Genomic DNA, 14,717 nt, shown 5'->3' with positions numbered 1-14,717 from the left:
AAAGTGAAACGAAATCAATGATATCAAGGGATTTGGCGAAGGGGTCAGTTACACACAATATAAGATATGGGTAACTCATTAAGATAAAATTAATAAGAGAAGAATATAAAAATAAGTGGCAGAGTCGTGACCGCTTTTTGGCAGGAAATGTGCCGGTTGTTTTGGAATTCACGTGATATATTTGTATTGTGAGAAATGGCGGAAAACATTGCTCACAAAATTCCTGATAATTGAAAATGGATCGTCATAACCGGTGGCGATGGTTGCAGATGGGATGAATAGTTGTTTCTTGATTTCACATCCAACTGTAAATTACGTTATGCAAGCGGAGAAGGGCTTTTGCTCTTCTTCCAGTTACTTAATATTGCTGCAGCAGATGAATATAACGACATTAGGTAATTGGGAGAAGAATAAAACTTCATTTACCGTAATTGAAGTGTAAACAAATAATTAATCATAAAGCATCCATTCGGGTGCTTTTTTATTTTGAAGGAGGATGAAAAAAGATGGCTAAGAAACGAGTTCTAACTGTGGAAGTACTTCATGAAGTTCTTAAAAAGAACAATAAGGAACTATATGAAGCAGTGGTAAAAAGAGAAGAAGCGATTAAGAGTGGATGCGCCGATAAGATAAAGGAAGTTGAATATAAACTCGGTGTGGAGAGTGGAGAAGCATTATTGTTATTGAATCTAATTTATTATTTAGAAGGAAAAATTGAATTAGAACAAATTGTATAAAAGTGTTGCTAATAAAGGAGGATGAAAAATGAGTGAACAAAAGAGCGCATTATCAGTGAAGGTAGAAGTTGATACAAAAGAAGCGAAAGAGAACGTTAAGGAATTGACTGCCGCGGTTAATGAATGTGTGGAAGCATTCGAGAAGTTGGGAAGTGTTATGGGTAGATTTACGAATGAAATAAATCCTTTATTTATAGAAGTACCTGTTGTTTTAAATGGTAAAACGATAGCTCAAAAAGTTAGTGAGCTTATCGAAATTAAGGAAAGGTTTTAACCTGAGGTGATAATAAATGAAACTAACTAAACAAGAACAAGCGGTTATAATCAGCACATTCATTTCGATGTTAGGAACAGATCTTGTAAATGAGCGTATCGATAAACAAAAATTAGAAAGTGTGCTTCCTATCTTTAATGAGATGGAAGATAACACAACACCAAAGCAAAGAAGAGAAGCAATGGTTAGTTTGCTCAATAAAACAATAAATGAATTTTTAAAACAATAGCCACAAAAAAGGAAAAGCAACTCGCATGGGGGCGAATCACTTTTCCTGATGGCAATGTTAACTTTATTATAACAATTTGTATTTATTTGTAAATATATAATCGGAATATTCTTTTAAAGGAGAGTGAAGATAATGGAATTAACTAAGACTGAGATAGCTGTCGCTATTAGTATGTTTAATGTGGCATTAGGTGAAGATGAGTTTGGGAATTATCTTGAGAAGTGTACGAGTGAACATTCATTAGAACAATTCGTTGAAATAACTGAACACATCGCTAATAATACAACAATAAATGAGATGAGAGAATCTAGTGTAAGTGTAATAAATAAGCTTATTCAGGGTTTATTAGAAGAATAAGGAGTGAGGATAAATGCAAGTCTACTGTTCTAACTGCAATGAAGATTACGATATGCAACCACAAGTAGCACAGCTTCCAAAAGGAATTGAGAAGTGTTTCTATATTTGTCCTCATTGTGGCCATGAGCATGTTGCTGCATATGTGAACGATAAGATTCGTAAACATCAAGCGGATATAGCTAAGTGTCATGAGCGGATTAATAAAAAGAATATGGCCATCGGGGATGAAATGAAACGATTGAGGAAGAAGATGGAGGGAAGTAAATGATGATATTAACCTATCTTATTATTGGTTTACTTTATAGTTCCATTACAATGTATCCAGTTGCGAGAAACGTTGGACAACGAAAGAAACATGACGGTGTATATATAGTAAGTACATTTATCATTTCTATTGCATTTACCATTTGTCTCGCTCCTTTCTGGATTATTCTTCTTGGGTTTAATATAGCGAAGTTGTTTTATAAATGGAAGAATAGAAACCAAATGAAGTGTGAATGTTTTAATTGCGGTGATGAATCAACAATAGATATAGTAACAGGCGCTGGTAATCGTTGTTCTAAATGTAATGGTATAACAATACCTAAAGCGTCAGGTGGTACACATGCCAAGTAAACCATTCAAGCCGTGTAAGTCATTAGGTTGCAATGAACTGACACGGGATAAGTATTGTATTAAGCACCAAGATAAAGTACAAGAGAACACAAGATACTATGACAAGTACATACGAAACAAAAGCTCACGTTCATTCTACAACTCAAGATTGTGGAAGGATATGCGTGAGCTTATTTATCGTAGAGATCATGGTTTATGTGTTCAATGTAGAAGTAATGACATCATTAAGATAGGTGATGTAGTCGATCACATCATACCTATTCGAGTAGATTGGTCAAAACGATTAGAACCAACTAACTTACAAACACTCTGTCATGCTTGCCATAACAAAAAAACAAAAGAAGACGAGAAGAAAAACAGAAAATGATTGGAAAGAAAAAATTTACAAACAACCCCCCACCATGAAAAAGCAAAAGGCGAATCCCTGGAGACCGCCGCCTAGCTTTCCGTGCAAAAAGTTCGTTTTATTCTACAAAAGGGGGTTCAGCCAAGGGAGGTGGTTCTCATAGGAAGGAAAGCGAAGCCGATTCATTTGCATTTATTAGAAGGTAATACAAATCGATTGACAAAGGATGAAATTGAGAAGCGATTAAAAGCTGAAAAACAGTTGCAAGCAAAAAAAGACAAGGTAAAGCCACCAACGTGGTTAGATTCAGTTGCAAAGAAAGAGTTTAGGAGAATTGCTGGTGAATTACTAGAGTTAGACGTTATCACAAACATAGATGTAAATGCATTAGCAACGTATTGTGATGCTTATTCTGACTATGTTGAATGCACCAAAATTATCCGAGAAGAAGGACTTCTTGTTGAATATACCAATAAGGCAGCTGAAACCAATAAAGTTCCACATCCATTACTTACAAAGAAAAAGCAATTGCATGAACAAATGAAGGCTTTGGCTGTTGAGTTTGGTCTTACACCGAGTGCAAGAGCTAAAATTGTCATTCCAAATATAAAACAAGGTCCGAAAACAAATGTAGAAAAGGAGTTTGACGTATAACATGATCAGACAATGGATGCTGGACTACTGTGATGACGTACTAAATGATGAAGTTGTTGCTTGTCAGAAGCATAAACAGGCTTGTAAACGATTTTTAAGAGATATTGAGCGTGAATGGTCTGAAGATTTCCCATATGTTTTTAAGGAAGAAAAAGCACTTCGTTTCCTAAAGTGGATGTCTCTGTTTAAACATACAAAAGGAAAATTAGCAGGTCAGAGAATTGAACCACATTCGATACAAATCTTTGTATTTAGCAATATTTACGGATGGGTTCATCGTAATACGGGACTAAGGCGATTCAAAAAGGCATATTGGCAAGTTGGACGTAAAAACGCAAAGTCTCAATCTTTAGCATGTGTAGGTTCATATGAAGCGATGGCATTTGGTGAAAATATGTCGGAAGTATACATTGGAGCAACGAAAACGGAACAAAGTAAAATTGTTTGGAATGAAATTAAAGCGCAAATGAATGGATGTGAAGATTTAAAAGGAAAGTTCAATATTGCGTATGGGAAAATTGAACACCTTAAAACTGATTCTTTTATTTCAGCGCTATCAAAAGATGCAGGGAAATCTGGTGATGGACTGAATGTTCAGTGCGGAATTATTGATGAATATCATGCACATCCTACTTCTGAAATTTATGATGTTCTGGTGTCAGGTTCGGGTGCTCGTCCGAATCCGCTTATGATGATTATAACGACAGCTGGTTTTAATTTAAGTCATCCTTGCTATCGTGTAGAGTATCAATATGTTTCTAAAATTTTGGATCCTAATATTGATATTGAAAACGAAGAATATTTTGTCATGGTTAATGAATTAGATAAAGATGATGAGATTACGAATGCAGAAGTGTGGGAGAAAGCAAATCCGATTCTATGTAGTTATGAAGAAGGACGTACTTTCTTAAAAGGAGAACTCCAATCAGCCCTTGATGTACCTGAGAAAATGCGTAATTATCTCACGAAAAACATGAATAGATGGGTGGATATGAAAGAAAATGGCTACATGGATATGCAAAAATGGAAGGATTGCAAGGAAACGGTGGAATTATCCGAATTAAAAGGGTTGGAATGCACAGTAGGTGTCGATTTATCAGCAAAAATTGACTTAACAAGTGTAGATTTTGAATTTAAAAAGGATGATACTTATATTGTGATTAGTCATAGTTTTATGCCGGAAGATACCTTGCATGAGAAAAGAAAAACAGATAAAGTTCCGTATGATCTTTGGATACAGCAAGGGTGGATTACAACAACACCTGGTGCGGTAGTTGATTATGAATATATTAAAAAACATATTAAAACTATGGAAAAAGAGAATAAATTCAAAATAAAAGAAATATGCGCTGACCCTTGGAATGCAACGCAATTCATGCAAGACATGGAAGCAGAAGGATATACAGTGGTGGAAATACGTCAAGGAATGGCGACTTTATCAGGTCCTACAAAAGATTTTCGTGAACAAGTTTATCAGAAAAAAGTCATTCACAATAACAATCCAGTGTTAAATTGGGCTGTTAGTAATGCTATAACAAAACAGGATGCCAACGAAAACATCATGTTGGACAAGTCAAAAGCAACAGAGAGAATCGACCCGATAGCGGCTGTAATTAACTCGCATGTTCGATGCATGCTTAATTCTGGTGAGATGGACTTAAACTCCTATATTTTAAGTCAAGATTTCTCATTCTAGGAGGAATCACATGCGATTCTTATTATTTTTTATAAGTATTTTAGAAGATATTCTATTGATTTCGGGGTTGTCCATTATTGTAGTGACGACTTTTTTTGTTAATCCGATTTATGGATGGTATCTATTAGGGATTATTCTCACAATGCTGGGGGTGGTAATGATAAGAAGATAGAAAGGAGGTGAAACATTTGATTTTTCGGCAGTTATTTAGAAATCAGGATACGACAAATTTAAAAAATCCTTCTCCTTGGTTTAAAAGTTTATTTGGATATCAAGCCGCAAGCGGTGAAAAGGTAACTGTTGAGTCCTCTTTAGGTGTTCCGACGGTTTATCGGTGCATTAACATCCTTGCAAATAGTGTTGCGATGCTTCCTTTTCAAACGTTTAAAAAGACGGCGAAGGGAAGGGAACGGGATAAGGTACATCAAGTGTCTTTTGTTCTAGAAAGAAGACCAAATCCTTATCAAAGTCCATTCAAATTCAAACATTTAATTGAAACGCACCGTAATACATGGGGAAATGCTTATATAAATATTCATTGGGGTTTGGATGGAAGACCAAAAGAATTATGGGTACTGAATCCAGCTGTTACAACGCCCACAGTGGATCTAAAGACCAATAAGCTATGGTATTTCACTAGTTTGCCAGACGGCACACCTATAAAAATACCTGATGATGACATTATACATCTTACTACATTGTCTACTGATGGTTTAAAGGGGAAACCACCTATTCAAATTGCAAGGGAGTCTATAGGCAGCTCACAAGCGGCACAGAAGTTTAAAGGCAAGTTTTTTACAAACGGTGCAGCGCATAGTGGAATATTAAAAACGCAACAAGCACTAGGTAAAGAGGCGAAAGAAGTACTTCGTGATGCATGGGAAGAGGCAAATACAGGATTAAATAATGCTCAAAGGATTGCTATTTTAGATGCTGGTTTAGAATTTGAAAAGGTTGGGATGCCTTTAAAAGATGCTCAATTTATTGAAGGTATGAAATTTGATAAAGGTGAGATTGCAAATATCTTTAATATTCCTTTGCATATGATTAATGAGTTAGATCGTGCTACTTTCTCCAATATTGAGCAACAAGCGTTGGATTTTATTCAAAATACATTGAGCCCAATTCTTATTCAGTATGAGGAAGAGTTTTCTTATAAAACATTTTCATTTCATGAGCAAAAACGATATTACTTGAAGTTTAACCTAACAAGCTTATTACGTGCTGATTCTAAATCACGAGCAGAATTCTACAAAATCATGTTAGATGCTGGTGCTTTTTCGATTAATAAGGTGCTGGAACTAGAAGACATGGACGGGATTGGGGAATACGGTGATAAACACCGCGTTGACTTAAACCATGTATCTATTGAAATTGCCGATGAATACCAATTAGCAAAAGCTAATGGAGGGGCATTACAGAAGGGAGGTGAGGACAATTAAGGACGTATTTACTATTAAAAATCAAACAGAATCGTCAGCAGATCTATTTATCTATGGTGACATCATAAATAATACAGGTTGGAAATGGGATGATTCTGATATTATGCCGGATGATGTAAAAAACATTTTAGGGCAATTAGATGATAAAAGTAACCTTAATATCTATGTAAATAGTGGCGGTGGTTCTGTATTTGCTGGTTTAGCCATTTATAACATGCTAAAGCGCAATAAAGCGCAAAAAACTGTTTATGTGGACGGTGTTGCAGCTTCTATTGCCTCAGTAATTGCCTTAGCTGGTGATCGTGTCGTCGTTCCTTCTAACGCATTCTTAATGATTCATAAACCTTGGACATTTGCAGTCGGAAATGCAATTGATTTCCGAAAAGCAGCAGAGGACCTTGATAACATTGAATCAGGAATCATGAATGTATACAAAGAGAAGTTAAAAGAAGGTGTTGAAATTGAAGAGATTCAACAATTAGTAGATGCTGAGACCTGGTTAAGTGGTGAAGAAGCTGAAAAATACTTCAATATAGAAGTTGTGGAGGCAAAAGAAGTCGCAGCTTGTAGTAGTGATTACTTTGATAAATATCAAAAAACACCAAATAAGATTGTAGCAAAAGCTCCTTCTATTCCAAAGAAGGACAATAATGAACAATTAAAAATACAAAATGCACTAGACCTGTTAGAACTATAGGTCTATTTTTTGTGCCAATATAAGGAGGACATACCGAATGGATAAACGTGAACAAGAATTACGTCAAAAAGTTGCTGATTTAAAAGCGAAAGCAGAAGAATTTAACAATAGCGGTAAATATGAAGATGCAAAGGCAAAAATTGAGGAAGCGAAAAACGCGAAAAATGAACTGGATAACTATCTAGCGATGATGCAAATCCAAGTTTCTGACCCTGTAAATTCACAAACAGGAGTTTTGCCTCCAGCATCAGTTAAAAATGAAGATCCATCGTATAAAGAAGTATTTATGAAAGCTATCCGTGGTCAAAATTTAAGCCATGAAGAAGCATGCGTTATGCAGGAATACAAAGCGGCCTTATCTGAGAATTCAGGTAAAGATGGCGGCTATATTGTTCCAGAAGATATTACGACAACAATTAATCAATTAAAACAAACGGTTGATAGCTTAGAACAATATGTAAATGTACAACCTGTATCAACAAACAAGGGAGCCCGTACGCTAGAGAAACGTGCAGCATCTACACCTTTTGCGCCATTATCTGAGTATGGTAAGCCAAATGCAATGCAAGAAATTGCTTCTCCTGAATTCGATCGTTTATCGTATGCTATTGAAGATTATGCAGGCTTCTTACCGGTGCCAAATGATTTATTAGATGATACAGATCAAGCTTTAGAAGAATATTTACGTCAATGGATTGCGAAAAAATCTATTGCGACTCGAAACTATCTGATTTTACAAGAAATCAATAAACTAACAAAAGTTGATTTAAAGGATTATAACGGCCTTAAAACAACATTAAACGTTACACTAGATCCAATGTTTGCAGCAGTAGCGAACATTTTTACAAACCAAGATGGATTTAATTACTTAGATCAATTAGAAGATAAAAATGGTCGTCCACTACTTCAACCAGATCCAACAAATCCAACTCGTAAGTTATTTTCCGGTAAGCCCGTTATTGTGTTGTCCAATAAAACAATTGCTACAGATAAAGACGGAAAAGCACCTTTCATTGTTGGGGATTTAAAAGAGGCAGTTATTCTTTGGGATAGAAAACAATTATCTATTGATATGACCAAAGAAGGCGGAAATGCTTGGAGAACAAATACTTCTGAATTCCGAGCAATTGAACGTGAAGATGTCACATTATGGGACCAAGAAGCAGTTGTGTATGGGCAAATTACGGTTGCGCCTAAAACTGGAGCTTAATAAGCTAGGGGGTGTCCTTCTTGGTACTAACATTAGAGGAAGCTAAAAAGTATCTTCGCGTGGATGGTGATGAGGAGGACGATCTCATTACATCTTTCGTAATAGCAGCTGAAATCTATATTAAAAATGCTACAAGTAAAAATGTGGACTTAAAAAGCGAGCTTGCTAAATTGGCGGCTCGTATTTTAATTTCCCATTGGCATGAAAATCGGGAAGCAGTTGGAAAAGCAGAACAATTAGCATTTAGTTTGCAATCGATATTAGTTCAGTTGCAGTATTCTGGTGGTGATTCAAGTGAATCCAGGTAAATTAGATAAACGTCTTACATTTCAAGTGAAAGATGATGAAGCAAAGAGCCCAGACGGTGATCCAATAGAAAGATATAAGGATTCTTTTACTGTATGGGGCTCTTTTATTTTTTTAAAGGGAAGAAAATACTTTGAAGCAGCCGCAGCTAACAGCGAAGTGCAGGGTGAAACAGAAATCCGATTTCGCGCAGATGTGAATGCTGACATGAAAATCAAGTATAAGAATACGATTTATGACATTCTTTCGGTTATTCCAACTGAAAAACACACATTATCAATCATGTGGAAGCGTGGTGGAATGAATGGCTGATGGTGTAGATTTGTTAGGTTTTGATCGTTTGGTTACTGAATTAAATCAAATGGGGTTACGTGGAGAGGAAATAGAAGATAAAGCTCTTGCAGCCGGTGGTGAACAAATTCGAAAAGCTATTGCAGAAAGAAGTGAACCGAGGAGTTCAAGTCCTAAGAAACCTTCCAAAAGTGAACCTTGGCGTACGGGCCAACATTTGCTGGATAATATACGAGTTACGAAGGCACGAATGGAAAATGGTGTGAAAACGATCAAGATTGGAATAGACAAAGCGGACCGTTCTCCATATTTCTATGGAAAGTTTTTAGAGTGGGGTACTTCTAAAATGCCAGCACATCCATTTATAGAACCAGGTTTTAACGCTTCTAAAGCCGATGCGGTACGTGCTATGACGGATATCTTGAAAAATGAAATGGGGCTGAATTTATGATAAATTTACGCCCTGAAATTGTGCAAGCTCTTGGAAATAATCAGGAGCTTGTTTCTTTATTAGGTGGAAAACGTGTTTATTATCGTAAAGCCAAAAATGCTGAAGAGTTTCCACGGATTACGTTTTTTGAATTAGATAATCGACCAGATGGATTTGCAGATAATGATGAAAGCGAAAGTGAAATCACATTCCAAATCGATATTTGGTCAAAGGGTAGTACAACAGCAATCCATCAAAAAGTGAATGGAATTATGAAAAGTATTGGTTTTTCACGTTATGCGGTTGCTGATTTATATGAAGAGGATACAAAAATTTTTCATTACGCGATGCGATTCGCGAAAGGAGTGGAGTTATAGATGGCTGGAGAAGTTATTAAAATTAGTTCGACTGTCGGTGTAGATAGTCTTGTTTATGCAAAGTCATTGAAAGATGACGCAACAGGTGTTGATTACAGTACGGTTAAAAAAATGGAAGGGGCAGTAAAGGTTAAAACATCTAAAAAAGTAGCTACCGAGATTATGTGGAGCGACAATAAAAAATCGGAAATTGCTGAGTCTGATGGTGAGGTTGAGGTTGAAATTGAAGTTCGAGGCCTGTCATTATCAACAAAGGCAGACATTGAAGGATTTCCAGAAGTTACAGATGGTGTATTAGACGAAAAACGTGAGGGTGAAAAGCCATATTTAGCAATTGGATGGCGCTTTTTAAAGGCTAATGGAAAATATCGATATGTTTGGTTATTAAAAGGGAAACTTTCACAAGAAGAGGAAGAAGCTGAAACTAAAAAAGATAAGCCAAACTTCCAAACAACCAAACTGAAAGGTTCGTTTATTGAACGTGATTTTGATGATAGAACTAAGTTTACAGCCGATGAAGACGAACCTACGTTTACAAAAGCTATTGGAGACAATTGGTTTAAAAAGGTATACGAGAAACCGGTGGCACAACCACCAGCAGGAAAGTAAGAGGGAGCAAAAGCTCTCTCTTTTTTATTAAATTTAGGAGGGAAAAACTATGAAATTAACTTTAATGATCAATAAAGAAAAACAAACTTTTAATATGCCAGAATTTATTCCAGCCCGTCTTATCCGTCAGGCTCCTGAGTTGGCTGAAATTCCAAACAATCCTGGTCCAGAAGATATGGATAAAATGGTTAAATTCGTGGTGAAGGTGTACGATGATCAATTTACATTAGACCAATATTGGGATGGGATTGATGCTCGTAAATTTTTATCAACAACTTCAGACGTAATTAATGCAATTATAAATGAAACTGTGGAAGCAGCTGGTGGTAATCCTGTATCTGGAGAAGAAGAAAACCCAAACGCGTAGAGGGAGGGGGGCTAACGTTCAGTGAGTTTATGGACGAGCTCTACCTCTCTTTATTACGTCAGGGGTATAAACACCATCATATCGATAATGAAATGGATATCTGGCATTATTTAAGGTTAAATCAAAAATATCGTGAACAAGATCACTCAAATAGCGAAAATCATAACTCAAATGAAATTGAAGTTCCGGCAGAAAACATTATTTAATGAGGGGGTGAGACTATGGCGAATGAAATGAATAATTTGGTCGTTAGGCTTTCCCTTGATAATGTAAACTTCCGACAAGGTATCGCGAATTCAGGGCGTGCAGTCAGAACATTACAGAATGAATTAAAATCTGTAAGTACAGGTATGGGTGGTTTTGCTAACGCTAGTCAACAAACGCAAGCGAAAATGAATACACTCAGTAGGCTCATTGATGCGCAAAAAGAGAAAGTTAAAGCGTTACGACAAGCCTATGATCAAAATAAGGCTAAATTAGGTGAAAATGATGCAGCAACCCAGCGATATGCTTCGCAAGTTAATAAAGCAGTTGCTGATTTAAATAGATTTGAAAATGAACTCAAACAAGTGAATCGTCAGGCACAACAAACAGCACTGGATAAATTAAATAATTCATTGAAGTCTTTACAAGCTGAATTCCAAGCGGTTACAACAGGAATGCATGGATATACCAATGCTACTGAACAAACTCGAGCAAAAATTGATGTGCTATCTCGTATGGTAGATAAGCAAAAGGAGAAAATCAGGGAGCTTCAGTCCGCTTACAATCGTGCTAAAACAGAAGAAGGTGCAGCAAGTCAATCAGCACAACATTATGCTGAACAAATTCATCGAGCTACCGCTGAACTTAATCGATTCGAAACTGAATTACGTCAGTCAAATCATGAACTAGAACAACAAGGTAATCGTCTTCTCAATTTCGGAAACCGTATGGAAACATTGGGAAATCATTTGCAAAATGCAGGAATGCAAATTGGTATGGTGTTTGGCGGAATGACTTACGCTATAGGGCGTGGTTTAAAATCAGCGGTTACTGAATCAATGAACTTCGAACAACAGATGGCTAACATTAAAGCAGTATCTGGTTCTACTGGCGAAGAAATGAAAAAGTTGAGTGAACTGGCTGTTAATATGGGTGAAACAACAAAGTATTCTTCTGTAGAAGCCGGAAAAGGTATTGAAGAATTAATAAAGGCTGGTGTCAGTTTAACAGATATTATTAATGGAGGTTTATCAGGTGCTCTGAACCTAGCAACGGCTGGAGAATTAGATTTAGGTGAAGCGGCAGAAATTGCATCAACAGCGTTAAATGCCTTCAAAGCGGATCATCTTTCAGTAGCAGATGCAGCTAACATATTATCAGGAGCGGCAAACGCATCGGCAACTGATGTACGTGAATTAAAATATGGTCTTGCTGCCTCTTCAGCAGTAGCGGCAGGAGCAGGGATGACGTTTAAAGATACCGCTACAACTTTAGCAGTATTCGCTCAAAATGGTTTAAAAGGTTCAGATGCAGGGACATCTTTAAAAACGATGCTTATGAGGTTAAATCCATCTACTAAAGAAGCATATAACAAAATGCGTGATTTAGGTCTTATCACATATAACGCTCAAGCAGGGTTTGATTTCCTGGTGAAAAATGGAGTTACTCCAGCATCTAGAAGTGTGGGAGATATCGAAGTTGCATTAGAAAAATATGTAATGAAAACTGAAGGAGTTACAAAGTGGAACGATAAATGTGATACAACATTCCGTGAGTTAGCAACAAGTTCCGCATTCTTATCATCAAAATTTTACGATCAACAGGGACATATTCAAAGTCTAGAAAATATTTCAGGAACACTTCATGAGTCTATGAAAGATTTAACAGATCAACAACGAAGTATGGCGTTAGAAACATTATTTGGTTCTGATGCCGTTCGTGGTGCGACTATTCTCTTTAAAGAAGGAGCAAAAGGGGTTAATGAAATGTGGGATGCAATGTCCAAAGTTACGGCTGCCGATGTTGCAAAAACAAAGATTGATACCCTCCAAGGAAGAATCGTTTTATTAGATTCAGCGTTTTCTACTATGAAAAAGACAATTGGTGATGCACTTGCTCCTGTGGTGAGTGTGTTTGTTGCTGGTTTACAAAAACTTGTTGATGGATTCAACTCTTTACCTGGACCAGTACAAAAGGCCATTGCAATTACAGGTGGTATTGTTCTGGCGCTAACAGCTGTGGCTACAGCAATAGGTGTGGTTTTAGCAGCGTTTGGAATGATTGCTTCAGGAATTGGTTCTTTATCTGTTGCATTAGCATCAGTCGGTGGGATTGCTGGAATTGCGGCTGGAGCAGTTGGATTCTTAGGAAGTGCGCTTGCCGTTTTAACAGGACCAATTGGTCTAGTAGCAGCCGCGCTTATCGGGACCGGAGTTGTTGCATATAAAGCATATCAAAAAGCAACTGAAGACAGTATCGCTTCAGTAGATCGCTTCGCTACAAATACAGAAGGAAAAGTAAGCTCCTCAACAAAGAAAGTTCTTGGCGAGTATTTCAAACTGTCCGATGGTATTAGACAAAAGTTAACTGAAATTAGATTGAATCATGAAGTAATAACAGAAGAACAATCACAGAAGTTGATTGGCCAATACGACAAATTAGGTAATACGATTATAGAAAAAACAAATGCAAGACAACAAAAAGAAATTGAAGGGCTTAAAAAGTTCTTTGCGGATTCGTATGTATTAACCGCTGAAGAAGAGAACAAACGAATCGAACAGTTAAATCAGCACTATGAACAAGAGAAGCTAAAAACACAAGAGAAAGAAAATAAAATTAAAGAAATTCTACAAACGGCAGCTAGAGAAAATAGAGAATTAACAACATCCGAGCGAATCTCGTTACAAGCATTACAGGATGAAATGGACAGAGTTGCTGTCGAACATATGTCTAAAAATCAAATGGAGCAAAAGGTTATTCTTGAAAATATGCGTGTGCAGGCTAGTGAAATTTCAGCTAGACAGGCAGCAGAAGTTGTAGAGAATAGCGCCAAAGCAAGAGACAAAGTTATTGAGGATGCGAAAAAGACCCGTGATGAAAAAATTGCAGAGGCAATTCGTCAGCGTGATGAAAATAAAACAATTACTGCTGATGAAGCGAATGCAATCATTGCAGAGGCAAAACGTCAGTATGATAGTACAGTTTCTACGGCTAGAGATAAGCATAAAGAAATTGTGAGTGAGGCAAAAGCACAAGCTGGTGAACATGCTAATCAGGTAGATTGGGAAACTGGACAAGTAAAATCGAAATATCAAGTTATGAAAGATGATGTTATTCGAAAAATGAAAGAAATGTGGTCAGATGTTACTAACAAATATGAAGATATGAAAAACTCTGCAAGTAGCAAGGTAGAAGAAATAAAAAATACAGTTTCAAGAAAATTTGAAGAGCAGAAAAAAGCTGTTAGTGATAAAATGCGGGAGATAAAGAGCGATATTGAAGAAAAGTGGAATACAGTTGAAAAATTTTTTAGTACTATAAATCTACGTTCCATTGGTAAATCCATTATAGAAGGTCTCGAAAGAGGGTTGGATGATGCGACAGGTGGTTTATATAGTAAGGCGAAAAGCATTGCTGGAGAGATTAAAAAGACTATTTCTGGAGCACTAGAAATTAACAGTCCGTCTAAAGTGATGATTCCAGTCGGTAGCGCAGTTCCAGAAGGTGTTGGGGTTGGTATGGATAAAGGAAAACGGTTTGTTGTTGATGCAGCGAAAAATGTAGTCAGAACCGTTAAGAAGCAGATGGGGAATATGCCATCTATTTTTGATTTTGGATTCCAAACAAATCAATATAGTATCCCACAAAATACGTTTGGCAATTTTAGCGGATACACGCAACCGCAATTAGCTTATAACAACCAATCTATGGCTAAAACTATATTCCCAGATAGAGCGGGTGGAGAGCAAGAACTGAAATTAACTGTAAATATGACAAATGTTTTAGATGGGAAAGAGCTTGCAAATGGAAGTTACACCTACACTACAAAACTTCAAGATCGTGAACAAAAAAGAAGAGCGGAATTTTAAGGGTGGT

Annotated in this window: 20 protein-coding genes; all 20 read left to right on the top strand. The window is 36.7% G+C overall.

The features are described 5' to 3' along the window. Positions 1-259: 259 nt before the first annotated feature. The 20 genes from FH036_RS27025 to FH036_RS08450 all read left to right on the top strand — a co-directional run bounded on the left by FH036_RS27025 (position 260) and on the right by FH036_RS08450 (position 14,710). The gene (locus FH036_RS27025) at positions 260-442 is read left to right on the top strand and encodes a hypothetical protein (protein WP_012580599.1); all 183 of its coding nucleotides are present in this window, start codon (positions 260-262) and stop codon (positions 440-442) included. A gap of 64 nt (positions 443-506) precedes the next feature. After that, positions 507-737 (top strand): hypothetical protein, encoded by a 231-nt coding sequence (locus FH036_RS08540; RefSeq protein ID WP_001085620.1) that lies wholly within the window; start codon positions 507-509, stop codon positions 735-737. Between the two features lie 28 nt (positions 738-765). Next, on the top strand, positions 766-1,011 hold the full coding sequence (locus FH036_RS08535; RefSeq protein WP_000003258.1) for a hypothetical protein: 246 nt from the start codon (positions 766-768) through the stop codon (positions 1,009-1,011). Positions 1,012-1,027: 16 nt separating this feature from the next. After that, complete coding sequence (locus FH036_RS08530; protein WP_016718356.1) at positions 1,028-1,240, top strand: hypothetical protein; 213 nt, start codon at positions 1,028-1,030, stop codon at positions 1,238-1,240. A 132-nt stretch (positions 1,241-1,372) separates the two neighbouring features. Then, positions 1,373-1,597 (top strand): hypothetical protein, encoded by a 225-nt coding sequence (locus tag FH036_RS08525; protein WP_016718355.1) that lies wholly within the window; start codon positions 1,373-1,375, stop codon positions 1,595-1,597. A gap of 13 nt (positions 1,598-1,610) precedes the next feature. Continuing rightward, positions 1,611-1,865 carry a hypothetical protein gene (locus FH036_RS08520; protein ID WP_016718354.1) on the top strand — a complete coding sequence of 85 codons (255 nt, stop codon included), beginning with the start codon at positions 1,611-1,613 and terminating at the stop codon, positions 1,863-1,865. Continuing rightward, positions 1,862-2,212, top strand: a complete 351-nt coding sequence (locus FH036_RS27020) for a hypothetical protein (protein WP_016718353.1) — start codon at positions 1,862-1,864, stop codon at positions 2,210-2,212. Before FH036_RS08520 ends, FH036_RS27020 begins: the two co-directional genes overlap by 4 nt. Then, positions 2,202-2,579: an HNH endonuclease gene (locus FH036_RS08510; protein ID WP_074543762.1), complete on the top strand. Its 378-nt coding sequence runs from the start codon at positions 2,202-2,204 to the stop codon at positions 2,577-2,579. Before FH036_RS27020 ends, FH036_RS08510 begins: the two co-directional genes overlap by 11 nt. A gap of 129 nt (positions 2,580-2,708) precedes the next feature. Further along, entirely contained in the window at positions 2,709-3,212 is a 504-nt protein-coding gene (locus FH036_RS08505) for a phage terminase small subunit P27 family (RefSeq protein ID WP_065423394.1), read from the top strand. Between the two features lies 1 nt (position 3,213). Then, entirely contained in the window at positions 3,214-4,908 is a 1,695-nt protein-coding gene (locus FH036_RS08500) for a terminase large subunit (RefSeq protein ID WP_074543761.1), read from the top strand. A gap of 188 nt (positions 4,909-5,096) precedes the next feature. Then, positions 5,097-6,350, top strand: coding sequence for a phage portal protein (locus FH036_RS08495; protein ID WP_074543760.1), 1,254 nt, complete (start codon positions 5,097-5,099; stop codon positions 6,348-6,350). Next, positions 6,337-7,047, top strand: coding sequence for a head maturation protease, ClpP-related (locus tag FH036_RS08490; protein WP_074543759.1), 711 nt, complete (start codon positions 6,337-6,339; stop codon positions 7,045-7,047). The genes FH036_RS08495 and FH036_RS08490 overlap by 14 nt, the downstream gene beginning before the upstream one ends. Positions 7,048-7,084: 37 nt before the next feature. Further along, entirely contained in the window at positions 7,085-8,257 is a 1,173-nt protein-coding gene (locus tag FH036_RS08485) for a phage major capsid protein (protein ID WP_074543758.1), read from the top strand. A gap of 20 nt (positions 8,258-8,277) precedes the next feature. Further along, positions 8,278-8,565 carry a head-tail connector protein gene (locus tag FH036_RS08480; RefSeq protein ID WP_000244593.1) on the top strand — a complete coding sequence of 96 codons (288 nt, stop codon included), beginning with the start codon at positions 8,278-8,280 and terminating at the stop codon, positions 8,563-8,565. After that, a complete protein-coding gene (locus tag FH036_RS08475) occupies positions 8,552-8,875 on the top strand; it encodes a phage head closure protein (RefSeq protein WP_044821580.1) in 324 nt (107 codons plus the stop codon). The genes FH036_RS08480 and FH036_RS08475 overlap by 14 nt, the downstream gene beginning before the upstream one ends. Further along, positions 8,868-9,305, top strand: a complete 438-nt coding sequence (locus FH036_RS08470; protein ID WP_049108306.1) for an HK97-gp10 family putative phage morphogenesis protein — start codon at positions 8,868-8,870, stop codon at positions 9,303-9,305. The genes FH036_RS08475 and FH036_RS08470 overlap by 8 nt, the downstream gene beginning before the upstream one ends. Continuing rightward, complete coding sequence (gene gp17, locus FH036_RS08465) at positions 9,302-9,661, top strand: tail completion protein gp17 (RefSeq protein WP_049108305.1); 360 nt, start codon at positions 9,302-9,304, stop codon at positions 9,659-9,661. Before FH036_RS08470 ends, gp17 begins: the two co-directional genes overlap by 4 nt. Next, a complete protein-coding gene (locus FH036_RS08460; protein WP_000896772.1) occupies positions 9,662-10,270 on the top strand; it encodes a major tail protein in 609 nt (202 codons plus the stop codon). It begins immediately after the preceding gene. 49 nt (positions 10,271-10,319) lie between these two features. Continuing rightward, the gene (gene gpG / locus FH036_RS08455; RefSeq protein WP_000779128.1) at positions 10,320-10,637 is read left to right on the top strand and encodes a phage tail assembly chaperone G; all 318 of its coding nucleotides are present in this window, start codon (positions 10,320-10,322) and stop codon (positions 10,635-10,637) included. A 221-nt stretch (positions 10,638-10,858) separates the two neighbouring features. Next, on the top strand, positions 10,859-14,710 hold the full coding sequence (locus tag FH036_RS08450) for a phage tail tape measure protein (protein ID WP_139895610.1): 3,852 nt from the start codon (positions 10,859-10,861) through the stop codon (positions 14,708-14,710). The last annotated feature ends 7 nt before the right edge of the window (positions 14,711-14,717 follow it).

The sequence above is a fragment of the Bacillus sp. CD3-5 genome, from assembly GCF_006349665.1.
GTDB classification, from domain to species: Bacteria; Bacillota; Bacilli; order Bacillales; family Bacillaceae_G; genus Bacillus_A; species Bacillus_A paranthracis.
Note: the sequence above shows the minus strand (reverse complement) of the source record. Positions and strands in the feature narration are given on the sequence as shown.

What these genes read in the sequence shown, in the direction of transcription:
- FH036_RS27025 (WP_012580599.1), top strand. Translation starts at nt 260, where the DNA reads ATGGTTGCAGATGGGATGAATAGTTGTTTCTTGATTTCACATCCAACT.
- FH036_RS08540 (WP_001085620.1), top strand. Translation starts at nt 507, where the DNA reads ATGGCTAAGAAACGAGTTCTAACTGTGGAAGTACTTCATGAAGTTCTT.
- FH036_RS08535 (WP_000003258.1), top strand. Translation starts at nt 766, where the DNA reads ATGAGTGAACAAAAGAGCGCATTATCAGTGAAGGTAGAAGTTGATACA.
- FH036_RS08530 (WP_016718356.1), top strand. Translation starts at nt 1,028, where the DNA reads ATGAAACTAACTAAACAAGAACAAGCGGTTATAATCAGCACATTCATT.
- FH036_RS08525 (WP_016718355.1), top strand. Translation starts at nt 1,373, where the DNA reads ATGGAATTAACTAAGACTGAGATAGCTGTCGCTATTAGTATGTTTAAT.
- FH036_RS08520 (WP_016718354.1), top strand. Translation starts at nt 1,611, where the DNA reads ATGCAAGTCTACTGTTCTAACTGCAATGAAGATTACGATATGCAACCA.
- FH036_RS27020 (WP_016718353.1), top strand. Translation starts at nt 1,862, where the DNA reads ATGATGATATTAACCTATCTTATTATTGGTTTACTTTATAGTTCCATT.
- FH036_RS08510 (WP_074543762.1), top strand. Translation starts at nt 2,202, where the DNA reads ATGCCAAGTAAACCATTCAAGCCGTGTAAGTCATTAGGTTGCAATGAA.
- FH036_RS08500 (WP_074543761.1), top strand. Translation starts at nt 3,214, where the DNA reads ATGATCAGACAATGGATGCTGGACTACTGTGATGACGTACTAAATGAT.
- FH036_RS08485 (WP_074543758.1), top strand. Translation starts at nt 7,085, where the DNA reads ATGGATAAACGTGAACAAGAATTACGTCAAAAAGTTGCTGATTTAAAA.
- FH036_RS08470 (WP_049108306.1), top strand. Translation starts at nt 8,868, where the DNA reads ATGGCTGATGGTGTAGATTTGTTAGGTTTTGATCGTTTGGTTACTGAA.
- gp17 (WP_049108305.1), top strand. Translation starts at nt 9,302, where the DNA reads ATGATAAATTTACGCCCTGAAATTGTGCAAGCTCTTGGAAATAATCAG.
- FH036_RS08460 (WP_000896772.1), top strand. Translation starts at nt 9,662, where the DNA reads ATGGCTGGAGAAGTTATTAAAATTAGTTCGACTGTCGGTGTAGATAGT.
- gpG (WP_000779128.1), top strand. Translation starts at nt 10,320, where the DNA reads ATGAAATTAACTTTAATGATCAATAAAGAAAAACAAACTTTTAATATG.
- FH036_RS08450 (WP_139895610.1), top strand. Translation starts at nt 10,859, where the DNA reads ATGGCGAATGAAATGAATAATTTGGTCGTTAGGCTTTCCCTTGATAAT.